Annotated in this window: 24 protein-coding genes; 5 read left to right on the top strand and 19 right to left on the bottom strand. The window is 52.2% G+C overall.

Annotated features, from left to right (window positions below):
- Positions 1-51: 51 nt before the first annotated feature.
- Complete coding sequence (locus VHA_RS08330; protein ID WP_005503517.1) at positions 52-573, top strand: DUF2058 domain-containing protein; 522 nt, start codon at positions 52-54, stop codon at positions 571-573.
- A 6-nt stretch (positions 574-579) separates the two neighbouring features.
- On the opposite strand, the gene VHA_RS08325 is transcribed toward VHA_RS08330, so the two are convergent.
- Genes VHA_RS08325 through VHA_RS08310 form a run of 4 tightly spaced genes read right to left on the bottom strand, consistent with a single transcriptional unit; the run spans position 580 to position 5,201 of the window.
- Positions 580-1,719: a Gfo/Idh/MocA family protein gene (locus VHA_RS08325; RefSeq protein WP_005503515.1), complete on the bottom strand. Its 1,140-nt coding sequence runs from the start codon at positions 1,717-1,719 to the stop codon at positions 580-582.
- Positions 1,720-1,732: 13 nt separating this feature from the next.
- On the bottom strand, positions 1,733-3,235 hold the full coding sequence (locus tag VHA_RS08320) for a sugar ABC transporter ATP-binding protein (protein WP_005503514.1): 1,503 nt from the start codon (positions 3,233-3,235) through the stop codon (positions 1,733-1,735).
- 11 nt (positions 3,236-3,246) lie between these two features.
- Positions 3,247-4,248, bottom strand: coding sequence for an ABC transporter permease (locus tag VHA_RS08315; RefSeq protein WP_005503513.1), 1,002 nt, complete (start codon positions 4,246-4,248; stop codon positions 3,247-3,249).
- A complete protein-coding gene (locus VHA_RS08310; protein WP_005503512.1) occupies positions 4,245-5,201 on the bottom strand; it encodes an ABC transporter permease in 957 nt (318 codons plus the stop codon). The genes VHA_RS08315 and VHA_RS08310 overlap by 4 nt, the downstream gene beginning before the upstream one ends.
- A gap of 270 nt (positions 5,202-5,471) precedes the next feature.
- Between VHA_RS08310 and VHA_RS08305 the strand changes: the two genes are divergently transcribed.
- Complete coding sequence (locus tag VHA_RS08305) at positions 5,472-6,473, top strand: sugar ABC transporter substrate-binding protein (RefSeq protein ID WP_005503511.1); 1,002 nt, start codon at positions 5,472-5,474, stop codon at positions 6,471-6,473.
- Between the two features lie 194 nt (positions 6,474-6,667).
- Here VHA_RS08305 and iolG read toward each other — a convergent pair whose 3' ends face one another.
- Entirely contained in the window at positions 6,668-7,666 is a 999-nt protein-coding gene (iolG, locus tag VHA_RS08300) for an inositol 2-dehydrogenase (protein WP_005503508.1), read from the bottom strand.
- 9 nt (positions 7,667-7,675) lie between these two features.
- On the bottom strand, positions 7,676-9,298 hold the full coding sequence (locus VHA_RS08295) for a GMC family oxidoreductase (RefSeq protein ID WP_005503507.1): 1,623 nt from the start codon (positions 9,296-9,298) through the stop codon (positions 7,676-7,678).
- A 165-nt stretch (positions 9,299-9,463) separates the two neighbouring features.
- Here VHA_RS08295 and VHA_RS08290 point away from each other — a divergent pair, with 165 nt between their 5' ends.
- Entirely contained in the window at positions 9,464-11,164 is a 1,701-nt protein-coding gene (locus tag VHA_RS08290; protein WP_005503506.1) for an extracellular solute-binding protein, read from the top strand.
- Here VHA_RS08290 and VHA_RS08285 read toward each other — a convergent pair.
- Genes VHA_RS08285 through VHA_RS08265 form a run of 5 tightly spaced genes read right to left on the bottom strand, consistent with a single transcriptional unit; the run spans position 11,161 to position 16,800 of the window.
- A complete protein-coding gene (locus tag VHA_RS08285; RefSeq protein WP_005503505.1) occupies positions 11,161-11,997 on the bottom strand; it encodes an ABC transporter ATP-binding protein in 837 nt (278 codons plus the stop codon). The two genes, VHA_RS08290 and VHA_RS08285, sit on opposite strands and share 4 nt — an antisense overlap.
- Before the next feature lie 2 nt (positions 11,998-11,999).
- Complete coding sequence (locus tag VHA_RS08280; RefSeq protein ID WP_005503504.1) at positions 12,000-12,863, bottom strand: ABC transporter ATP-binding protein; 864 nt, start codon at positions 12,861-12,863, stop codon at positions 12,000-12,002.
- 10 nt (positions 12,864-12,873) lie between these two features.
- Positions 12,874-14,700, bottom strand: coding sequence for an extracellular solute-binding protein (locus VHA_RS08275; RefSeq protein ID WP_040528718.1), 1,827 nt, complete (start codon positions 14,698-14,700; stop codon positions 12,874-12,876).
- 28 nt (positions 14,701-14,728) lie between these two features.
- Positions 14,729-15,775, bottom strand: a complete 1,047-nt coding sequence (locus tag VHA_RS08270) for an ABC transporter permease (RefSeq protein ID WP_040528717.1) — start codon at positions 15,773-15,775, stop codon at positions 14,729-14,731.
- Positions 15,775-16,800: an ABC transporter permease subunit gene (locus VHA_RS08265; protein WP_040528503.1), complete on the bottom strand. Its 1,026-nt coding sequence runs from the start codon at positions 16,798-16,800 to the stop codon at positions 15,775-15,777. Before VHA_RS08265 ends, VHA_RS08270 begins: the two co-directional genes overlap by 1 nt.
- A 333-nt stretch (positions 16,801-17,133) precedes the next feature.
- Here VHA_RS08265 and focA point away from each other — a divergent pair, with 333 nt between their 5' ends.
- A complete protein-coding gene (gene focA, locus VHA_RS08260) occupies positions 17,134-17,976 on the top strand; it encodes a formate transporter FocA (RefSeq protein ID WP_005503499.1) in 843 nt (280 codons plus the stop codon).
- Positions 17,977-18,181: 205 nt separating this feature from the next.
- Here the strand turns inward: focA and VHA_RS19025 are convergent, their stop codons facing one another.
- The 8 genes from VHA_RS19025 to VHA_RS18430 all read right to left on the bottom strand — a co-directional run bounded on the left by VHA_RS19025 (position 18,182) and on the right by VHA_RS18430 (position 21,921).
- Complete coding sequence (locus VHA_RS19025) at positions 18,182-18,331, bottom strand: hypothetical protein (RefSeq protein WP_005503497.1); 150 nt, start codon at positions 18,329-18,331, stop codon at positions 18,182-18,184.
- Positions 18,332-18,559: 228 nt separating this feature from the next.
- The gene (locus VHA_RS19020) at positions 18,560-18,781 is read right to left on the bottom strand and encodes a 2Fe-2S iron-sulfur cluster-binding protein (protein WP_005503493.1); all 222 of its coding nucleotides are present in this window, start codon (positions 18,779-18,781) and stop codon (positions 18,560-18,562) included.
- The gene (locus VHA_RS19015; RefSeq protein WP_050778537.1) at positions 18,775-19,068 is read right to left on the bottom strand and encodes a hypothetical protein; all 294 of its coding nucleotides are present in this window, start codon (positions 19,066-19,068) and stop codon (positions 18,775-18,777) included. The genes VHA_RS19020 and VHA_RS19015 overlap by 7 nt, the downstream gene beginning before the upstream one ends.
- Before the next feature lie 3 nt (positions 19,069-19,071).
- Complete coding sequence (locus VHA_RS08245) at positions 19,072-19,470, bottom strand: MAPEG family protein (protein WP_005503486.1); 399 nt, start codon at positions 19,468-19,470, stop codon at positions 19,072-19,074.
- Between the two features lie 86 nt (positions 19,471-19,556).
- Positions 19,557-19,874 (bottom strand): YciI family protein, encoded by a 318-nt coding sequence (locus VHA_RS08240; protein ID WP_005503476.1) that lies wholly within the window; start codon positions 19,872-19,874, stop codon positions 19,557-19,559.
- Positions 19,875-19,894: 20 nt separating this feature from the next.
- Entirely contained in the window at positions 19,895-20,278 is a 384-nt protein-coding gene (locus VHA_RS08235) for a VOC family protein (RefSeq protein ID WP_040528501.1), read from the bottom strand.
- 68 nt (positions 20,279-20,346) lie between these two features.
- Positions 20,347-21,564, bottom strand: coding sequence for an RNA polymerase sigma factor (locus tag VHA_RS08230; protein ID WP_005503462.1), 1,218 nt, complete (start codon positions 21,562-21,564; stop codon positions 20,347-20,349).
- Between the two features lie 3 nt (positions 21,565-21,567).
- On the bottom strand, positions 21,568-21,921 hold the full coding sequence (locus tag VHA_RS18430) for a YciI family protein (protein WP_005503461.1): 354 nt from the start codon (positions 21,919-21,921) through the stop codon (positions 21,568-21,570).
- A gap of 359 nt (positions 21,922-22,280) precedes the next feature.
- Between VHA_RS18430 and hdfR the strand changes: the two genes are divergently transcribed.
- On the top strand, positions 22,281-23,126 hold the full coding sequence (gene hdfR, locus VHA_RS08220; protein WP_005503460.1) for an HTH-type transcriptional regulator HdfR: 846 nt from the start codon (positions 22,281-22,283) through the stop codon (positions 23,124-23,126).
- The last annotated feature ends 158 nt before the right edge of the window (positions 23,127-23,284 follow it).

The following is a 23,284-nucleotide window of genomic DNA, read 5'->3' as shown; positions in this document are numbered from 1 at the left end:
GGTATGATTCGGCCATTAATTCGGGAAAATAGCGCCCACTATGGAGTCAAAATGGCAAAACTAACCCTACAAGAGCAGATGCTTCAGGCGGGTCTTATCGACAAAAAGAAAATGAAAAAGGCCGGTAAAACCTCGAAGAAATCCCGCACCCTGGCGAAAGAGGCCAAAGCAGCCGTTGAAGAAAAACGCGCGGCACAAGTGGCACAGGATCAGGCGCTGAATCGCCAGAAGCAGCAGGAAGCCGAAAAAAAAGCCATTGCCGCGCAGGTAAAACAACTGGTTGAAATGAACAAAATCGACCGTAAAGACGGCGATATTGGCTACAACTTTACCGACGGCACGCTGGTGAAAAAGATTTATGTCGATAAGGAAACCCAGCAGCAACTGGTAAATGGCCGTCTGGCGATTGCCCGTTATCAGGATGGGTATGCGATTGTGCCGGGTGTGGTTGCGGATAAAATTGCCCAGCGTGATGAATCAACGATCGTCCTCAACAACACCGTCGATGAGCAGACGATGGATGAGGACGATCCGTATGCGGACTTTAAGATCCCGGATGATTTGATGTGGTAAGCCGCGTCATGGCTGAATGAAGTCGCTGACATCCACCCAATGGTTGTGTCTGGCAGAGGCGAGCATGGCATCAATGGTGCACTGCACCTCGTAGCCTTCACGAAAACCGGTGTAATGGGGTTTGCCTTGTTTGATGCAGTCGATCAGCTCGGCAACCTCAATCACTTTCAGGTCATTAAATCCCAAATGATGACCGGGCGCAGGGCAAAACTGACCATACGGCGGGTGGGCCGGGCCGGTTTCGATTTTCCTGAATCCCCCATTTCCCGGGCCGTCTTTGTCTGTCCACACCAGTAATTCATTCATCCGTTCCTGGGTAAACTGCAACGCCCCTTTGGTGCCGGTGATGTCGAAAGAGAGATCCATGGTCTTTCCTTTCATCATCCAGCTGACATCAATACTGCCCGCCGCCCCATTTCCAAACCGCAGCAGGGCATGGGCAACGTCATCGGTTTCTACTGGCTTGCGCACTGTGCTGCCCGGCCTTTCTGGGCGGGTTTTGTGCACGGTTTCCGTTATGGCGTTTACCTGAGCAATAGGGCCAATCAGGAAACGGGCCATAGCGACAATATGGCTGCCAATATCTGCCAGTGCGCCACCGCCATCCACGGCTGTACGGAAAGAGTGGGGAGTATCCGGGTCTCCCATGTAATCTTCCGCGTGTCGGCCTCGGAAACTGATGATGTCACCAAGCTCGCCGCGTTCAATCAGCCCCTTGGCATAGTGGACTAAAGGGTTTCTCAGGAAATTGAAGCCAACCAGGGTAGTGGTGCCTGCCTGCTCGGCGGCGTCTGTCATACGTTTGGCCGATTCACAGGTGGTAGACAGCGGCTTTTCACAGTAGACATTTTTTCCGGCATTGATGGCCGCAAGGGTGATGGCTTCGTGCAAGGCATTGGGGGCAGTGATTGCCACCAGATCGATGTCCGGGTTGTTTATGAGGGTATGCCAGTCACCGGTTGCATGGGCAAAACCCAGTTTGCGGGCCTGCAGCGTGGCGGTGTCATCGTCAATGTCAGCAAGGGTATGCAGGTGAATGTCTACCGGCAGGTCAAAAAGCCCACCGACTGCGCGGAATGCATTGGCATGGCAACGCCCCATAAAGCCGGAACCTACAAGGCCGACGTTTAAAACTGGTTTAGTCATGATGGTTCTCCGTTTACGCCAGGTTGCGCAGTGATACCGCGTTGATCAGGTTCTCTTCTGTCATGTCATCGCCACTGAATTCCCCTGCCAGCCGTCCTTCGGCAATGGTCAGGATTCGGTGGCTGACACCAATGACTTCCGGCATTTCAGATGAAATCACAATCACAGCCAGCCCTTCTTCTGCCAGTCCGGCAATCAGTTCATGGATGGCAGATTTGGAGCCCACATCAATGCCCCGGGTCGGCTCATCAAGGATGATGAGCTTGGGGTTGGCGCAAAGCCATTTGGCTAATACAAATTTTTGCTGGTTCCCGCCGGAAAGGTCGGACACCGGTTGTGCCGGCCCGGTGGTTTTAATTTCCAGCAGCGATTTATAACGTTGGTAGAGATCGGCTTCGTGGTTGGCGTTCATTACCCCGGCGTTTGACACCATTTTCAGGTGAGGCAGGGTAATGTTGTCCTGGCCGCCCATGTTGAGTACCAATCCCTGTTCCTTACGACTTTCAGGAACCAGTGCCAGCCCCTTATCGATGGCTTCACGGGGGGACTTGAAATTCACCTCTTCACCACAGAAAAGTATCCGGCCCTGATCGCTTTTGCGGATGCCAAACACGGTTTCAACAATTTCAGTCCGGCCAGCCCCAATAAGGCCATACAGGCCGACCACTTCCCCGGCACGTACAGAGAGGCTGATGTTTTCAAACAGGCCATTGACACCCAGTTGCTCAAGGCGGAGCACTTCCTCACCAAAGTTTTCTTTGGCCCGGATGAAGTATTGGTCCAACGTGCGGCCAATCATCTTGCTGGTGATTTCATGGGCATCGGTGTCAGCGGTGATCAGAGTGCCCTGTATCTGTCCGTCTTTCAGCACCGTAATACGGTCAGTGATCTGGAAGATCTCGTCCATTTTATGGCTGATGTAGACAATGCCGACCCCTTGTGCCTTGAGGGTATTAATGGTGGCAAACAGTTGGTCTTTTTCTGAATCGGTCAGCGATGCCGTCGGTTCATCAAACACCACCACGTTGGCGTGAAAGGCGTGGACACGTGCAATTTCCACCATCTGCTGGCGGGCAATTGTCAGGTCACCGACCCGGGTGTCGGCACTGAAATCACAACCCAGCAGGTCGAGCGCTTGCTGGGCCTCCCGATTGAGCTTCCCTTTCTGAATCACGCCAAAGGCATTGGTCGGCCAGGTGCCAAGAAAGATGTTTTCTGCCACCGACAGCTCTGGCGAAAGCGACAATTCCTGATGGATAAGCAAGATGCCGCGTTGCAACGCATCACGCGGGGAGGGCAGTTTTATCACTTCACCCCGGTGGCGGATTTCGCCTTCCTCCGGCTGGTAAATCCCCGACAGGATTTTCATCATGGTGGATTTGCCGGCACCGTTTTCCCCGACCAGTGCGTGCACTTCGCCGGCATTGATGGTGAAGCTGATATTGTCAAGCGCGGTGACGCCGGGAAAGCGTTTGGTGATCCCGCTGAGGCTGAGAAGGGTTTCCATTTCCGTCATCACACAGTCCTTTATGTTCTTGTCAACATGACGCGGTCAAGCAGCAGCGCCAGCACCAGCACACTGCCCATAACCATCAATTCAATGTAATTGGGGGTATTGAGCAGGCGTAGTCCGTTTTGCAACACCGCCAGAGTTAAGATGCCGCCCAGAGTTTTCCACAGGCTGCCGTAGCCGCCCTGAAGACGTGTACCGCCAAGTACCACGGCGATAATGGCCCAGAGTTCCCAGATTTTTCCGGCGTTGGGCTCTGCCGTACCCAGTCGCATGGACAGCAAAATACCCGCAATCGCCGCTAAGGTGCCGCAGATAACAAAGTTGATGACTTTATGGCGTTTGACGCGGATACCGGCTTCGTGAGCCGCTTCAATGTTGTCACCAATGGCATAGGTTTCGCGTCCGTGGCGGGTATGTGACAGCATCCATTGCAGGGCAAAGGTGAGACCAAGAAAGATGATGGCGGTGATCGAAATCGGACCAAGATACATTTCCGGGTATTCGGTGTAAGTGAAATCCTCGACCATCAGGGCGTTTTCCCCGGTGTAGATAAACACCAGCCCACGGATACCAATCAAGCCACCCAGGGTGACGATAAAAGAGTGCATGCCGGAAAGAACCACCAGGGTTCCGTTCAACAGCCCAAGGGCAGTGCCGGAAAGCAAGGCGACGAACACCGCAGGCCAGACACCGATATGTGGCTGCAGGCCAATGGCAAGGGCACTTGCCAGGGCGAGGATGGCACCGACGGACAGGTCGATTTCCCCATTGATCATCACCAGAGTCATGCCGACAGCCAGAATGCCGATAAACGCCGATTGGGTCAGGACATTGCTGAGGTTATTCACCGTCAGGAAGTAAGGTGATGCCAGCGAAAAGGTGGCAATAGCCAGCAATAAAAACAGCCAGATATGATTGCGGGCCAGCATCCTGCCGGCAGTCGCAAGGTGTTGTTGCTTCATGGGGGCATCTCCGTAGCGAGCCTGGGTTTTGGATGAAGTCGTGGTGTTGGTCATGCCAATACCCTCCCGCGTTGTGCAGCCAGATCTGCCCAGACTGCAAAGATGATCACTGTCCAGGTCACCAGCCACTGTACGTAGTACGGAAAGCCAAGGAGCAACAGGCCGTTTTGGATAAAGCCAAGCATGGATATGCCGACCACGGTGCGCCAGATATTCCCTGAACCGCCCATCAGTGACGTGCCGCCAAGGATAATGCCTGCCAGCACAGTGAGCTCGTAGCCCTGTCCTATGGTGTTTTGCGCACCCATGACCCGGCTTCCCATGATGATGGCGGCAATAGCGGTTGCCAGTCCGGAAATGACATAGGTACTGAACACAGTGAGTGAGGCACGGACACCGGAGTAGACGCTGGTGATTTCATTACCGCCCACAGCAAACACCGTTCGGCCAAAGTGAGTACGTTTGAGCACAAACGCAGCGATGGCACCGAAGATCAGGAAAATCCACACCGGCACCGGAATGCCCAGCATGTCGCTGCGACCAAAAAAGGCAAACCAGGTCTCTTGTGCATTGGTGACGTTGACATTGGAGCCGCCAGAGTAGAAAAGGGTGACACCCTGTAAAAAAGAGAGCATGGCCAGTGTGACTATCAGGGCGTTCAGTTTGAGAAAACCGACCAGCGCACCATTGACGGCACCGATAAGCATGCCGGTTAACAGGGTGGCCAGTATCGCGCCGGTTGGTCCAATCTGGTTGTGCAAATCGACGACCATTACCGTCAGCAGGGTCAACATGCTGCCCACGGAGAGGTCGAGACGTCCGGTGATCACCACAAAGGTGACACCAATGGCAATCATGCCAGTGATCGAAACCTGTCTGATGACATCAAGGATGTTGCCGGGCGTGAGAAAGCTCGGTGCGCTGAATGCAACAGCGACGAGAAAAAAGACAAACGCTATCAGCAGTCCGTTTTTCCTTAACAGATGAGATGACACTTTCTGTGTCATAGGCAATCCTCCCTGTGCCTGAGTTGAGATCATATTTTTAACAATCTGTTGATGATGTTATGACAAGTGGATGCGGGGAACCGGTCAAAAAAATCCATTTTGGATATTGGTAGGATAGGTCAAAAATCTCCAATTTGGATATTTCTTGGGTTGTAAAACAGAGGTGGCAGGTAAATGGTTAATAGTAAGTCCGGCCAAACATTTGTCGTTCACCTTATGCCGGAACCTAAGCCATTTCCTGGCTTTGGAACAGTCAACAATGGAGGTTATATGACTGTAAAAACGCTTAGCACGCGTCTGTTCTCTGCGAGCATGCTCCTTCTGCCTTTCGTTGCAGGGTCACTTTCTGCACAGGAGGCGCCGGAATGGTTAGGGGGAGAATTGAAAAAGCCGTTGTCAGAAACCCGGATTGGCATCACCGTGCTTTATCCTGGTTCGAATGCTTATCAGGCCAAGTATGCAGAGACCGCAGAAAAGTACACCAAAGAACTGGGGCTGAAAGCCACGGTAATGGATCCCCAAGGTGACCCGGCTACCCAGTTTAACCAGATTCAGGACATGGTTTCCCAGAATCTCGATGTCATTGTGCTTTGGCCTACTTCGCAAAACGCGTTGATCCCCGCTGTCCGGCAGGCGTCGCGTTCAAATATTCCGGTGATTACCTCTAATTCTCCCATTGGTGAGAGCGGCAGACGTTATATCGCCGCGCACACAGGCCCAGATGATTGCGCCCAGGCAGAGCAGGCGGCGGAAATGCTGGGTGATTCGCTGGACGGTAAAGGCAATATCGTGGTGGTAGAAGGTACGCCGGGTTATTCCGTGTCTATCCTGCGTAAAAACTGTTTCCTGGACAGAATGGAAGATCAGTACCCTGATATCAATATCCTGGCAAGCCAGACGGCTGAGTGGAACCGGGAAAAAGCACAGACAGTGATGGAAACCTTCCTCACCAAATATGGCGATGACATCGATGGCGTTTATGCCTTTGATGACGGCATGGGGTTGGGGGTGATTTCAGCCTTGCAAGGGGCGGGCAAAAAGCCGGGTGATGTGAAAGTGGTGACGTGCAACCTGTTCGGTGAAGGATGGGATGCCATTAAAGCCGGTTGGGAGACCGGATCCAACAAACAGTCACCGGTCGACGATGCCATTCTTGCCATCCAGACTGCGGTGAAGGTGGCCAACGGGATTGATGTACCTGCACTGAACCAGATAGAAACGCCGAAAATACAGTCGGATAATGTCGATCAGTTTGCGCGTCCTGATTGGTAAACCGCTTCCCAATCAATGATGCTTGGTATGGGCCCTTCGGGGCTCTTTTTGATTTTCGCTGGCGTGGTAACAGGAAGCAGGATGTTGTCAGGCTGGGGATGAAAACGAAGAAGCCGTGCCAAATCGGATGGTTGGCACGGCGTATCTATTTCCATATCTTCCCATATCGGGTTCCCATGGGGATGGTGGTCTGGTCAATCTGCGAAAGGCAGATTTCTTCCAAGCTCAAAGGATGCCTGACACGTCCGGGCTATCTTCAGCGCGTTTAAACCATCTTCCAATCCGGCGCAGGGATCGGTGCCATGTTGGACTGCTTTAATAAAGTCATCCACTTCCCGGCGGAATGACTCGGCATAACGCTCAAGGAAAAAGTGCTGCAGCGGTGGCTGGCTGTGGGTAGATGCGGCAGAGAAGTGTTGCACCGTCTGCTCGGTATGGTTCAGGGTTTGTAACATACCGCCATCACCAAAGGCTTCAATACGCTGGTCAAACCCATAGACGGCCCGCCGGCTGTTGTTGATATGCACTAACAGGCCACTCGGCATACGCAGGGTGGTCATGGCGGTGTCGGCATCCCCAAGTTCACCAATCGCGGTATCGACCATACAGGTGGCGGCGGTATATACCTCCAGCGGCAATTCGCCGGTTATCCAGCAGGCGAGATCGATGTCATGGATGGTGCTGTCACAGAAATAACCGCCGCAATGCCTGAGATACTCCAGTGGCGGTGGTCCCGGGTCACGGCTGGTAAGCAGCAACATATTTAAACGGCCGATATCGCCGCGCTGAACCCGTTGCCTGAGATGGTCAATAGCCGGATCAAACCGGCGGTTGAACCCCACGGCGAATGTCACCGGGTTTTCGGCCAACACACTCTGGCAGGCCAGAACCCGCTCGATACTTAAATCCACCGGCTTTTCACACAAGATAGGCTTACCTGCTTTGGCCGCGAGGCTGATGTATTCAAGGTGTGTAGATGTCGGGGAGCAGATGATCACGGCATCTGATCCCCCATCAGCAATGGCTTGTGAAATATCGTCGCTCGGGTAGCCACCATACTGATCAGTCAGGGCAGTTGCTGAACCCATTGAGCGGCTGGCAATGGTGTGTATCCGGGCCGTTGGGTGCTGGGCAACGATTTGGGCGTAAATTTCCCCCATGCGTCCTGCACCGACAATGGTGATGTTCATCATACGCTCTCCTTATCTCCCTGTGGCCTGCATTGGGAACGATGCCCAGTCCTCCAGTATCATTGCCGCCCCTTTTTCACCAATCATGATGGTGGCTGCGTTGGTATTGCCGGATACAATTGTCGGCATGATAGAGGCATCAATCACGCGCAGGTTGTTCAGGCCATGCACACGCAATCTGGGGTCGACAACCGCCATGTCATCGATCCCCATTTTGCAGGTGCCGACCGGGTGCAACAGTGACAGGCCGGACTGTCGGCAATGTTCAAGTAATTGTTCGTCACTTTCATAATCCAGCCCGGGGTTAATTTCACTGTCGACAAACTGCTTCATCGGCTGTGTTTCGGCAATTTTCCTTGCGTGGCGAAGCCCGGCAATGGCCGCGTCACGGTCGTACTGGGTTGAGAGAAAGTTAAACTGGATGGCAGGAGCATCGCCGGGGTTGGATGATTTGGTATGCACAAACCCTCTGGATTCCGGACGGATATGTTCCGGGAGAATGGTAAAGCCGGAAAATTTGCGCGGCTGCAAATCTTCACCGGTACACCAGGCCATAAAGGTGATCATCATATCCGGGTGTTCGTCATCCCCGGTGGTGCTGATAAAGGTGTTGGAGTAGTTACCATTGCTGGCCATCGGCCCGGTCCGGAACAGGATGTATTGCGCCATGGCGAGGGCGCCTTTTAGCGGGTTGTTGGCCAGATCATTGACCGTCAATGGCTGCGTCGACTTGTATTCCAGACCAATACCGAAATGATCTTGCAGGTTGTTGCCGACGCCCGGCAGGTGGTGTGTTGGTGTAATGCCGACACTTTCCAGGTGCTTGCTGTCGCCGATGCCGGAGAGCTCCAGCAGTTGTGGCGAATTAAAGGTGCCACCACAGACAATCACTTCTTTGGACGGGGTGACAGTATGGGTCATGCCGCGTTTATCGCGGTATTCAACCCCGGTTGCCTTGCCGTTATCCAGAAGGATGCGCTGTACCGTAACATGGGTGCGTACATCTATGTTTCTGCCAAGGTTAGAACGCAAATAGGCTGCTGCTGTGCTCCAGCGCCGGGCATCTTTGGTGTTGACCTGCACATAGCCGGTGCCCAGTTGGGATTTACCATTAAAATCAGGGTTTTCCGGTGCGCCAAGGTTCACCGACGCCTGATTGAACGCATCTGCAATCGGGTGGGTGGATGGCAGATCAGACACCCAGACCGGGCCGTTGATGCCGTGGAACGCGTCAGCCCCTCTCTCCTGATGCTCGCTTTTTTTAAAGAAGGGCAGGACACCGTCAAACCCCCAGCCTTCACAGCCTTCGGTTTCCCAGCGGTTGAAGTCCTCTGGCTGTCCGCGTACATAAATCATGCCATTGATGGAGCCAGTACCGCCCAGTACTTTTCCCCGTGGCTGGTGGAGCCTGCGGTTGTGCATGTTGGGCTCCGGTTCACTGGTGTAGCACCAATTGACGTTGGGATTGGCGTAGAGTTTGGCATAGCCTAAAGGAATGTGAATCCAGGGGTTGCTGTCCTTCCCTCCTGCTTCCAGCAATACTACATTGTAACCGGCGTCGCTGAGCCTCCCTGCGACAACACAGCCTGCAGAGCCTGCACCAACCACCACAAAATCCGTCTGTTCCTGCGACATCTCTTCCCTCCGTGAAAAATGGTTTTTTACCTTTTTGAGTTTTTCACAACCGGGGAAAAGGCTGGGGCACGTTTGTATCCAAAATGGATATTCTTTCATGATCGAGAAGCGGTGGTTTTGTCTCCGTGTCTATACTCACTGGATATGCAGTACAGAGGGACAAGGATGACCCGGGAAGAACTCTTGAGGATTCTGGACTTTACCGAATCAACACGGAAGTTGGTAGAAGATGGTAACAACCTTTCACTGACCGATGCACGCTGGAACATTATCGCTTTTGTTATCCGGAGGCATTTTGAAGGGAAGTTGCTGACCATTACCTCGATTGCCATGGCCTCCAATGTGCCTTATGCCACGGCGATGCGCAGGATTGGCGAACTGGTTGATGAAGGCATGCTGCTAAAACGTGCCCGCACCCGCACCGGGAAGTCATTCTCCCTGCACCCGACAGAGAAGATGATTGCTGAGTTTGAAAATTACGCTCACCAGCTGAAATCACTGGTGGGACATACCTTTGGTTTCAGTCAGCGGGGCTATGGCAAAAACCGGGAAGAAAACGACTATTATTTCGGCGCGTCCTATATGGGCTCGCGGCTTATTCCTTACCCCAGTGTGATGGAAGAAGGGATAGGTTATGACCGGGTCGTGCGTATTCTCTGTCCGTCTGATCCGACGTTTAAAACCTTGAGTGACATGTCGCGAAACCTTAATGAGCTTTGTGGCGGCAAACTGGAGGTGGTTAATCTGTCGCTGGATGCGCTGCACGATGAAGTGATAGAAAACGCGGCCCTACCCTCGTCCAAATACGACATTATGGCGGTAGATTTGCCCTGGTTTGGCGAGTTTGTTGAGCGGGGGGCCATCACACCGCTGACAACGCTGATTGAAAAGCACCGCTACCGGTTCAGTGATTACCATACCTCCGCCTGGAAAGGCTCCTCCTACCGGGGAGAGCAGTATGGTATCCCCATCCAGCCCACAGTCGAGCTGCTGTTTTACCGCAAAGATCTGTTCCAGTCGCTGGGGTTGCCTCCACCGTCAAGCACGGAAACCCTGTTAAGTTGCGCCAAAGCCCTGCATAACCTGAAGCCGGAACTCTATGGCATTGTGCTGAACTGTGGGCAGGGAACACCGGTGGCCCAAACCTTTTTGCAGACCATGGCGGCATTCGGGCAGCCTGTGATTGATTTGCCCAAAATCGGGGATGATTACACCGTTGAAGGGATTGAGAGTCGTACACTGTGCCCCAAAGTAGACAGCGAGGGGGGCAGGGCTGCGGCAGAATTCCTGTTGGCCTTGCTGAAATATTCCCATCCTGCCAGCCTGCATTGTAACTGGGATCAGCGTATTCGCCTGTTTTCGGAAGGAAAGGCCGCCATGACGTATGGCTGGTCTATCCGGGCGGCCATGATTGAAATGGATGAAAGCTGCGAGGCGCATGGCAAGGTGGGGTACACGGTCAGTCCGCCGGGACCGGGGGCGAAACCGGTTTCGCCTATCGGGGGATTTTCGCTGGTGATCCCTGCCAACCTTGCAGATGACAGACTGGAGAAAAACTGGCAGATGATGACTTACCTGAGTCGTCCAGACCTGATGAAGTGGTATACCCTGAACGGCAGTTTTTCCAGTCCACGCTTTTCAACCAGTGCCGACCCGGAAGTGCAGCAGTTCAGCAGCATTTTTGAAACCGTGGATGAGTTGGAGCGAAAAGGGGAGATCCACAACTGGCCCAGGCCGCCGGTGCCGGAGTTCAACGATATTGTGGCAATACTGGGCGATGAAATTCACAAGATGTTGCGCGGGATCCTGACGGTTGATGACGCCTTGTCCCGCGCCCAGAAACGCATTGAAGCACTGCGGCACTAACTTTGTGATAGCGCCAGCTCTGCTTGCCGTTTTTTCCTGCGGTGTCTGGGGTGATTAACCGGCACGGCGGATAACAGCGTTTGGGTGTAGTGGTGTTGTGGTGAGGCATACAGGGTTTTCGTGTCACCGTATTCAACCACATTGCCGAAATACATCACGGCGACGTTATCGGAGACCTGACGCACAACAGAAAGATCGTGGGAGATAAAAATCATCGCCAGGTTCATTTCCTGTTGCAGCTTTAAAAGCAGGTTCAGGATTTGCGCCTGCACAGACACATCCAGCGCTGAGACAGATTCATCACAAATCAGCAGTTTAGGCTTAAGTGCAATTGCACGGGCTATGCCGATACGCTGGCGCTGGCCGCCGGAAAACTCATGCGGGTAACGGCTGACAGACTCTGGCGGTAACCCGACTTTTTCCAGCAATTCCCTGACCCATTGCTTGCGTTCACTGCGTGTGCCGACGCGGTGGATCTCAAAAGGCTCTTCCAGAATCATGCCGACGGTGTGGCGCTGGTTGAGCGATTCCAGCGGATCCTGAAACACGATTTGCATCTCTTTACGCAGCGGGCGCATAGCACGCGGGCTGAGGTCCGTAATATCTTGGCCTTCAAAGAAAATTTTGCCACTGGTGGGCTCATAGAGCTTGAGAATAGTGCGCCCAAGGGTGCTTTTACCGCAGCCGGATTCGCCAACAAGGCCAAGGGTCTCACCACGTTTCACACTGAAAGATACACCGTCTACCGCTTTGATGGTGTAGCCCTTTTTGAAAATGCCTTTGCCGGAGACGAAGTGTTTGCGAAGGTTGTCGATTCTTAGCAATGCTTCCATGGTTAACCTCGATATTCCGGGAACAGGTCAGGGTCGATATCGGGGATATCAATCAACTGTTTGGGTTCACTGGACAGGTTTGGCATCAGGCCGAGCAAGCGCTGGGTGTAGGGGTGCTGGGGATGGTCAAACAGGGTGAAGACATCGGCATTCTCGACAATTTTTCCACCATACATCACGGCCACATCGTCACAGATTTCCGCCACCACGCCCAAATCATGGGTGATAAAAATCATTCCCATGCCAGTTTCTTGCTGAAGGTCATTCATCAGGTCAAGGATTGAGGCCTGCACGGTCACATCGAGTGCTGTTGTCGGCTCGTCACAGATGAGGATGTCTGGCTTGCAGGCCAGCGCCATCGCAATCATCACCCGTTGACGCATGCCGCCGGAAAGGTTGTGCGGATATTCATCCAACCGCTTTAGGGGCATCGGGATTTGGACTTTTTCCAGCATCTTGAGGGCGGCGGTCCGTTGTGCTTTCCTGCCCATAGCGGGGTTGTGCAGCGCGAGCACTTCCATAAGCTGTTTGCCAATCGAATGCACCGGATTGAGTGCGGTCATCGGATCCTGAAAAATCATCGACATCCGGTTGCCGCGCATGCGGTACATCTCTTCCGGTGGCAGGTGAACCAGATCGGTACCGCGATAGCGGATCTCGCCGGCGGTAACCTGTCCATAAGGCTTGGGGAGCAGGCCCATGATAGACATCGCGGTGACACTTTTTCCGCTACCGGATTCACCGACCAGCCCCAGTGTCCGACCCGCCATGACATCTAAATCGACACCATGGAGGATTTTCACCACCCCGTCATCGGTGGTGAATTCGGTTTCCAGTCCGCGAACGCTGAGAATCGGTTCTGCCATCTTTTCTGCCTTATCGCTTGTAGCGATCATCAATCACTGTCACGGGGGCGAATGCCTTGCCACTGTCCATGGCGTCGAGGGTTTCTTTTTTCATGTCTTCGTCAATCCAGAAGGTACTGTCGCCTATCGCGCCGCCGACAGTGAGAAGGGTACCTGTCCATTTCTGCATAGGATTCTCTGGGTACCTGATCCAGCGCCAATGACCTTGTCGTGTCCATGGAACGCTATAACTTGGGGCGACAACCGCGGCTTCTTGAATGATGCGTTGCATCGCTTGTGACAACTGATGCTTTTTACTGACGTCGAATTCAGCCCGATACTGGTCAATCAGTTGATCAAGCTTGGGGGTGCTGAAGTTGGTAAAGTTGTTGGTTTGTGGTTTATTGGCGTTGTCAGAATGAAAATATTGCCAATAGCCTGGGGTTTCACTTGCCCCCATGTTGATAAATGCAATCTGGTGTTTTTTCTCAGATACGTATTTAAAGCCTGTGGCACCATCAATGAGCTTCAGTGAGAACGCCAGACCTGCCAATTTTGCCTGTTCTTTGAGGTAAGCCATGCGTTGTGTGAAAAACGCAAGGGGGTATACCAACTCAAACGAAAGCCGCTCACCTTTATCATTGACCCGAATACCGTCTGAGCCGACTTTTTCAAACCCTGCTTTGACGAAGTATTCGATGGCTTTATCAATGTTGAAGTCCGGTGCTTTGGCATCAGGCCAGGAATAATTACCATGCCCTGAACCTATTGCGTGGGGTTTGCGCTGGTAGTCTCCACGGATAAGCTTCTCAATCAGTCCATCAAAATCGGTGGCATGGAGAATGCCGCGACGCACGTTGATGTCGTCCAGCAGCGGTATGGCTGTATTCAGCCACAATCCGCCTCCCCCTTGTGGTGTTTCATTGAAACCCCAAAACTTATGAATATAACCCTTCTGGTAGGCTTCCCCGTTGGTTTTCTCATGCCAGATTTCCGGGAGGGTGAGGTCATAAGTATCCAGTTTTCCTTTTTCGAAATGTTGTCTGGCGACATCGGTATCGCGAATCACGGTCATTCGGATTTTGTCGACATTGTAGCGGTTCTGGTAGTACTTGTTGCCATATCCCCACCAGTCATCACCCACGTGCTTGAACGTCACGCTTTTCCCTTTTTTGATGTTGTAGACAAAGTAGGGACCTGCGGTGGGCTCAGGCTTAAAGTTGTATTTGCGGACAAAGTTATCGTCTACGCCGTCCCCGTTGTTGTCTTTACCTGACTGGTAAAAATGCTGGGGGCGTGGAACCAGTCCGCCAACTGTGCGCATGAGTTCCTCCGGATTTTTCTCGTCCACGGTGCTGACCGCGATTGTATGGTCATCAATTTTCACCACATCAGCGATGGTCTTGGAGTAGTAGTCGTTGTACCAGGGGGCGACGATATCCTTTGAGCGGTAAAACTGGAGCATAAACACAAAGTCATCTGCGGTGAGCGGCTCACCATCGTTCCATTTGGCCTTTGGGTCGAGCTTGAAATAGAGCGTTTTGTTGTCCCCCGCGTAAGCCCATTCCGTGGCGATGGATGGGATCCAGTTGAGCGTGTCCGGATGGCGAGTTACCAGTCCCGGTACGTTATCGAGAAAATAACTGCGAAGGCCAGCATTGGAATCGGGTCCTACGCTTCGCAGCGTCAGCGGAAAACTGGCTAAATGGGTGCGCAATGTACCACCACGCCTGGCTTTGTCAGAAGCAAATACCGGATCGTCCCAGTTTGTCTGCCAGTTCAGGTTGGCAGGAAGCTCGGCGGCGTGCGCGGTGAAGGCGAGTGCGCTAAAGGCGGCAAGTGTGGTGGGTTTTAACATCGTCAATGTAAACATGGTCACTTCCTTGTCAGACATAGCGGGTGAATTTTTTCGGGTCGAACGCGGCGCGCACCGCATCGCCAATAAAGGTCACCATGGTGAGCACCAACACCGTTGCGGTCACCACTGAGGTAACAATCCACGGGCTGTCGAGATTTGATTTTCCTTGCTGTAGCAGCTCCCCCCAACTCGGTGTCGGAGGTGCAAGGCCAAGACCAAGATAATCCAGCGCGGTCAATGCGGTAATGTTGGCCACAACAGTAAAGGGCGCCAGAGTGATCACCATCACCATGGTATTGGGCAAGATATGTTTTAGCAGGATACGGAGGGTGGAGGCGCCAAGTGCGCGAGCCGCCATCACGTATTCCCGGGCGGATTCTTTGTAGGTCATGGTGCGCATGTACCAGGTGATGCCCATCCAGCCGAATATCACGTTGATGGCGACAAACAGGGTAAAGGTCGGCTTGGTGATAGAGACCAGTATCATGATGACGTAGAGGAAGGGGATCATGGACCAGATTTCAATCAGCCGCTGGCTGATTAGGTCGAACTTGCCGCCGAAAAAGCCCATGGCACAACCAATGACCGTGCCGATGGCAAAGCAGACGGTCATGGTAGTGAGGGCATACATCATGGCGATGCGGAAACCATAGAACAGTCGGGCCAATACATCACGGCCAATCACATCGGTGCCGAGGTAGTGCCGGGATTCAGCACTTGGCGCATAAGGCGGAAATTCCCCCTCAATAAAGTCCTGTTCGTACGGGTTCCACGGCACCAAAGGCATGATAACGAAGTTACCTTTGTCTTCTTCCTTAAACAAAGCTTGCAGCTCGCGGTAGTTAGCCTCGCTTTGGTAGTCCTGTCCAAATTCATAACCAAGGCGCACATCACTCACCACTGGGAAGTAAAACTCACCGTTGTAGCGTACCATCAGGGCTTTGCTGTTGATGAAAAACTCGGCAAACAGGGACAGCACCAGCAGGGTAGACAGGACAAGAAAAGACCAGTAGCCCGGTTTGATCTCCTTAAACCGCGTGATCTTCTTTTGCGTGAGGGGGCTGAGGGGCATCATCATTCACCAAACCTTACCCGTGGATCCACGAGTGCCACACAGATATCTGAAACGATATTGCCGACCAGCAGCAAGGCGGCGTTCAGGGCCACGATCGCCATCACCACTGGGTAATCCCTTTCCATAATGGCCTCATAACCAAGCAGGCCGATTCCATCGATGTTAAAGACCACTTCAATCAGGAAGGAGCCGGTAAGGAAGAACAGCAATGAGTTACCGAAATGGCTTGCCAGTGGAATCAGGCTGTTTTGCATCGCGTGTTTGCGTACCGCGTCTTTAAACGGCAGACCCTTGGCAATGGCGGTACGGATGTAATCGGCAGACAGGTTTTCCATCAGGTTGTTTTTCATGGTGATGGTCAGGGTGGCAAAATCCCCGATGACGTAACAAATCAGCGGCAATACGGCATGCCAGAGAACGTCTTTGATCATCGCCCCTTTGGTGTCGAGATCGTCAAAGCCATCAGAGGTAAACCCACCCATCGGGAACCAGTCGAGGTGGAAGGAAAACACGCTTAAAAGCAAGATACCGACGACATAACCGGGCAGGGCATAACCCACGAAAATCAGTACCGAAGAGGCATTGTCGAAGGCAGTATTGTGTTTTACCGCTTTATAGTAGCCGAGCGGTATCGATACCAGATAGGCAATCAGGAAGGTCATGCCGCCGTAGAACATTGAAACGGGAAGGCGCTCGGCAATCATGCCCAGTACAGGCTCGTAATAACGGGTAGATTCGCCGAAATCGAGCACCAGTAACCGGTTGAGCCATTCCCAGTAAGCATCCATGACCGGCTTGTCGAGGCCGTAGAAGGCGTTTAGTTCCTCTAACTGGTATTCATCCAGCGCGGAGTTGTCCTGAAAGCTCTGGCTTTGGTTTGTTCCTTCCTGCATAAACTGGGATTGGGCGAGCATGCGTTCGACGGGGCCGCCCGGCACAAAGCGGGTGATGGCAAATATTACCAATGTAATGCCAAGAAAGGTGGGAATGACAAGCAACAACCGTCGCAGTAAATAGGCTAGCACCGAAAGACTCTCTCCTTGTCTATGGGCCTGAATGTAAGTGTCTGAAACTAGAGTTTTGTGGTACTTGCTGTGACTTCACAAGCTCCCAGCGTCAGAAATGTGTGAGTGCTCTGATTTGTGCCCACGGATCCGCACTTACTTTTTGTCGGAAAGCGAAATGTGCAGAAAAGCATCACTCTTTCATCGCCAGTTCCACTTACTCTGTTTCGAACCTTTTGGGTCGATGAAGGTTCACATTTTTCTGCATGAAACGGGATGAAATTACCCCTTGAAAAAATAAGGAAATAGAGAGATTATCCGCGCCCTTCCTGTTCATACAAAGTGCTATTAACCATGAATTTTATTCAGTTTGACTCTCTGCCACCGCCGCAGATCGCGGAGCGTGCTGTAGAAATTGGTGTGGCGAAAGCAACCAAAGACCCCTTCAAGTCGTTTCTTCTGGCGATTTCTGCCGGTATCCATATCGGTATTGCCTTTATTTTCTACACGACCGTGACAACCGGTGCCACTGATATACCTTGGGGCATGAGCCGTTTTGTTGGTGGTATTGCATTCAGTCTGGGGTTAATCCTGGTGATCATTACCGGTGGTGAGCTATTTACCAGTTCGGTACTCACATTAGTGGCACGGGCCAGTGGAAAGATCACTTGGGGGGCATTATTTAGAAACTGGCTGGTGGTCTATGGTGGTAACCTGGTGGGGGCTATCCTGCTGGTGGCCTGTATGCTGGTCGCACAGCAGTATATGTTCGATAATGGCCAGGTGGGTATTAATACGATGAAGATTGCAGAGCACAAACTGCATCACGGCTTCTTACAGGCAGTGGCGCTTGGCATCATGTGTAACGTGCTGGTGTGTATTGCTGTATGGATGACCTATTCAGGCCGTACTTTGACGGATAAAATCCTGGTGATGATCTTGCCGGTGGCGATGTTTGTGTCAGCAGGCTTTGAACACTGCATTGCCAACATGTTTCAGGTACCGATGGCGATGGGTATTAAAACGTTCGCCCCGGATACATTCTGGGCGATGACAGGCATGAGTGCCGCAGACTTTGCAGGCCTGAATATGACCGACTTTATTCTGAATAACCTTATTCCTGTGACCATAGGAAATATCATCGGCGGCGGTATGTTTGTAGGCATTTGGTATTGGATGATTTACCTACGCGACTGATTGGCGAGGGAAGCTAGCTAAATATGCTTTCAGGTGGTCTGAAGGTAGGCACAATTAAGTAAGGCCAGTGGTGATATCCACTGGCCTTTTTTGGCGTGTCGCCTAGAGAAGGAGCAGCCAGACCGTATTTCTGACTGCAAGGTGTTGGCACATCGTATTTAAAACCGAAGGGTAAGGGATGCGCCTTATGTCAATGAGCGAGTGTTTAGTTGGTGTAGTTGGTGCCGCTGTCATCTGGCAGCTGGCATTCCGGTGCGTCTGAACCTTCTGGGCAGTCAGTTGTCGATTCACTGGCAAGTGCCAAGCCTGAGAAAAGTACCGCGAAGGCTAACATCAACGTTTTAAGCATATTCATTTCTATTGCTCCTTTTTCCATTGGAGTTAATTTGTTCAAAAGGTCGTTGGACCCTAGTTGATTTTGCTGCAGCCCATATACTGTGGCTCATAAATCACTGGGTTCTGTTAGCATTAGGTAATGGTTGTGTAAGGGCGGTGGCTTGTCTGAACTGTTGGACAGGTGGTGATAAAAATAACGAAGTCCCGTAAAAGAGTTTCATGACTTTCAACGGGTTGGGGCATGTATTCAGGTTTCGATGGATACGTCGTCGACTGGCTTGCTGCAACAACTGAGGATATAGCCTTCTTCGATTTCTTCGTCGCTGATCCCGCCGTTGTGTTCCATATTCACACTTCCGGTGAGTAGCCTGACTTTGCAGGAGCCACAAATGCCCATTCCACAGGCTTTGGGCACATGAATACCGAGCTTAGTACTGGCAGCATGCACGGTTTCGTTTTCTGTCACCATGACAGACATGCCTTCGTCGGTAAACTCGACGCAAAACCCAGTCTGTGGCTGCTCATCGGCACGTTGCGCCAGCTCTGCTGATTCTTCGGCGTCTTCAATCGCTTCAGCCGGTGTCGCGCCAAAGTTCTCTTCATGGTAAGGAACATGAAGCGGCCTTTGTCAGCGCCGCCAATCATGTTGCCTTGGTGAAGAAAACAAATCCCGCCCATCATCTTTTTCTCGGTTATGCCCTTGATGCCGGCGGTAGCATCCCTGAAGCGGGCAGTGAGAGTTTCGTCGTAAGCCATGGGTTATCCAACGAAGGCACGATAGAGCAAAAAGATAGAAGGAATGATCATGGCTGAAAAAGTCAGGATCATTCCGACCGCGCGACCGTTGGTGGCACCAGAGGGAGTAAACACCAGGGTATGGTAGTGAACAAGCCGTCCGGCGACGATGGCGATGGCAGCCGCGATGACCCAGGCCTGTGCCATGCCGAGGTATTCAGCCACTGTGATGGCCAACAGGGTAATAGGCACGGTTTCAGTAAAGTTGCCGTGGCCACGAACCTTTTTCATCAGGTTGTTGTCATCGCCCCAGCCAAAGTTGACGCCGGTTGCCAACCGCTTCAGGCCAACGGCGAGAGTGACTGGAATTTGGATTGCGATACAAAGCGCAATCAGTATTGGTGCAATGGTTAATTGTTCCATCACTGTCTCCAGATTTTGCGTAAACTCAACCGCTTCGCTGCCAGTGTGCGCAGCGAAGGGGTAAGAGAATAGTCGGTGTCAGTCCGTCAGAAGTTCATTTCGACCAGTTCAGACACTTCCAGCGTTCCGCCGATCGTCAGAAATGGGCAGGTCTTGGCGGCATTCAACGCTTCATCCAGTGAGTTAGCCTCGATGATGGTAAATCCGGACATGCTGGTTTTACCGCCCTCTGTGACGCTGCCATCCGGTGCAACGCAGACGGTGCCTTTCAGGGGATTGGCAGGGCTAATTGCTTTGTCTCCCAGTGCTTTCAACCACGCCTGATAATCGGCGAAGTGCTTTTGGCCTTCCTCCGGGGTTGCCGGTGGATTCCCTCCCAGGTAGGTCATCATAAACTTTGGCATAGCGTTTCCTCCTGTCGTTTTTACGCGTCTGGCACGGCGTATTTAATGAGCGCAAGCTTTGCACCCTGTGGGTCTTTAAATATCGCAATACGTCCGACACCGGGGATATCAGATGGTGGCATCAACGACTCGGCACCGTGGACAATGGCCTTTTCCATCCGGGAATCCACATCATCCACTGTGATATAAACCAGCCAGCCCGGTTCGTCATCTGGGAAGGGTTTAAAGCCGCCCACGCCGCTTTCTTCAACAGAGATGATGGGATAAACCACGTCTCCTTCCATGGGATGCTCCAGTACTTGCCAGTCTAGAACATTTTGATAAAACGCCCGTGCCTGTTGGTGGTTACTCCCACAATGCTCAATCCAGCTAGGTGCGCCATGTGTTTGTTGTGCGTTGCTCATGTTGTCGTCCTTCTCAGTGAATGTCCTTTAAAGGACGCGGCAGGAAAAGCCAACCGGACAGACAGTCGTTATTTTTTATTTTTTTTCTGCGAGGCCAACAATTGAATCTCCTGCTGGATGTATTTCTGCTCCCAGTCAAGCTGGGACAATGAAAGCGCCTGTTTGAATGCGTCAATAGCTGGCTGATGTTGTCCATCCATCTTTAAAAGGTGGGCGCGTGTGGAATGAAAATACTGGTAACGGGACAGTGACTCACCAATGGCGGCAATATCATCAAGCGCCTGCTTTGGGCTTATCACATGCGCGGTTGCCACGGCCCGGTTCAGAGCGATCACTGGGGTGGGGTGCAGCTTATACAGAGCATGATAGAGATGACGTATGTCCTTCCAATCTGTGTCTCCGGCACTTTTTGCAGTGCTGTGCGCACCGGAAATACAGGCCTGTAAGCGATAGTAGCCAGGTGGAGCCGCACCATTGGTTCGTGCCAGAAGACTACTCGCCTCAGCAATCATGTGCTGATCCCACAGTGAACGATCCTGCTGATCAAGTGGCACCGGATTACACTCCTGAAAGCGGGCCTCACGTCGTGACTGACTGTAGAGCATCAGTGCCAGCAGGCTGTGGATTTCGGTGTCCTCCGGCAACAAAGCCAACAGGTTCCGTGTCAGTGCAATGGCTTCATCACTGAAGCTAATTTGGTTGCGTATGGGGGAAGAGGCGGCGTTGTAACCTTCAGTAAACAGTAGGTACAGCATGCTTTTCACCGCATCAAGCCGTTTGGGAGCCAGAAACGGGGTGGCAGTTGTGATGGCTAGTTGATTTGCAGCCTGTTTGGCGCGTGAAAGACGTTTTTCCATCGCCGCTTCTGAAACCAGAAATGTGCGTGCAAGGGAAGGGCAGGGAATACCCGCCAGAACATTCAGGGCTAGGGTGATTTGTTGGGGGCGACTGAGCAGAGGATCAGAGCAGACAAAGAAGAGACGTAGAATATCACTGTTATAAAGCAGATCCGGTTGTGTTGGTGAATCAGCTTCGTCTTCGGTCAGCGGCGCTTCTCTATGGTGCTTTCGAAGCGTGTCGATAGCCTGGTTTCTTGCGGTGACATAAAGCCAGGTCTCCGGATTGTCTGGCATGCCTTTGCCTGACCACGAAGAGTAAGCCCGGGTTATGGCTTCCTGCAACGCGTCTTCTGCCAGTGTCATGTCGCCAAAACGGCGCAGCAAAGCCCCAAGCACTTTTGGACGCGCCCGGCGGTAGATAGCAACAATTGCCGTGTTGAAGTCCATAGTTTATGCGCGACACCAGCCGACGGGGCGTACTTCTATTTTGTGATGCTTTAATGGCAATGAAGCTGCGTACCTGATGGCATCTTCTTCCGAAGGGCAGTCGAGCAGGTACAACCCGAGAAACTGTTCTTTGGTCTCAGCAAAAGGACCGTCAGTGACCAGAATTTCGCCGTCATCATCCGATGACACGGTTTTCGCCGTATCGGTCCAGTCCAATCTTGCAGAGGCGATGAACTCGTTCTTTTCCACAGTGGTGTCCTGCAGGTGATGATGGAGCGCTAACATCTCCATTTCCTGTTCGTCGCTGAGTTGTTTGTTGTAGTCTTCCGTACCGTAAATAAGCAGCGCAAATTTCATGATAACTCCTCGTTTTGCTTCACGTTAAGTGTAGTGCCGGTGTTAAAAATGGCTGTCTGAACTGTGGGATGTCATGCGGTAAGTCCTGGACAATCGAAAGTCTCTATGATTGAACATGTGTCTGGTTGCGTAAGGTTTACACTGTGCTCAGGATCAGTTGTAGAAATGCCCAAACACATCTCCCGTCGTAAAGCCTGATGCCTGATTTCCTGTGCGCCCTGCCACAGTCTTGTCGCCGGGGGCACACATCTCGTTCAATTGAACTGAAAACGAGCTAAATTGTGTGTTTTAGCCTTGACCCGATCGGGGTTTTCCCTGATAACGCAGGTTGACGAATTTATTTTGATTAATTGCTGATTATGGATACTGATCTTTTACGCACGTTTTTGGAAGTGAACAAAACCCGACACTTCGGCAAGGCGGCGACCAATCTCTATTTAACCCAGTCAGCGGTTAGTTTTCGTATACGCCAGCTTGAAATAAAACTGGGCACACCTGTCTTTACCCGCAAACGCGGTGATTTGCGGTTAACGCCAGCAGGAGAACGTTTTGTTCCTTATGCGGAGAGTATTTTGCAGACTTGGGGGCGTGCCCGTCAGGATGTTGCGTTGACCGGCACCTATCAGCAACAGGTGACGGTAGGGGCAACGTCCCTTATCTGGGAAATGGACAGTTGCAGTGACTGGCTGGAGCGTATTGAATCAGCCCGGCCAGATTGGGCACTGCGTACAGAATCACTCAATCGTCAACAGGTCTCCACGGCATTGCTTGAAAAACAGGTGGATGTGGTCCTGACCAGTGAACCGCCAAAACTGGCGGATTTACAGCAACACAGGATCACATCGTTTGAACTGTTTCTGGTGTCAAGTGAGCCCGATCAGGACATGGACAGTATCAGTGAGTTGCCCATGGTCTATCTGGACTGGGGGACGCGTTTTGGCTTGGAGCACAGCCGTATTATGACGTTACAGCGTACGCCGATGCTGCACAGCCATGCCTGCCAGCCAGCGCTGAAGTTTCTGTTAAACCGCGGTGGGGTTGGCTTCCTGCCATCTACCCTAGCCCAGTCCTGGATTGATGCGGGTGCTTTGCATAAAGTGAAAGATAGCCCTGTGATGGCCAACGACCTGTATATGGTGTGGTTATCGACCAGCGATAAGCATGAAGACATTGAAGAGGTGGTAGGTGTTTTAAATGAAGCCTGAAGGATGCAGTCCCCTTCAGATCTGACGGGCTTCACCATCACTGCTTAGAAACCTACCCACCGGATTGGCTTCGCGCTGATCCGGTTTTGTCTCTGCCATTCCCGTTTGTATCGCTAACTGTTAGTTTTTTTATACACATTCTGTCTTTAATGCTTTCT

It is taken from the genome of Grimontia hollisae CIP 101886 (assembly GCF_000176515.1).
Lineage (GTDB): Bacteria > Pseudomonadota > Gammaproteobacteria > Enterobacterales > Vibrionaceae > Enterovibrio > Enterovibrio hollisae.
This window is presented reverse-complemented; position numbering and strand designations above follow the sequence as displayed.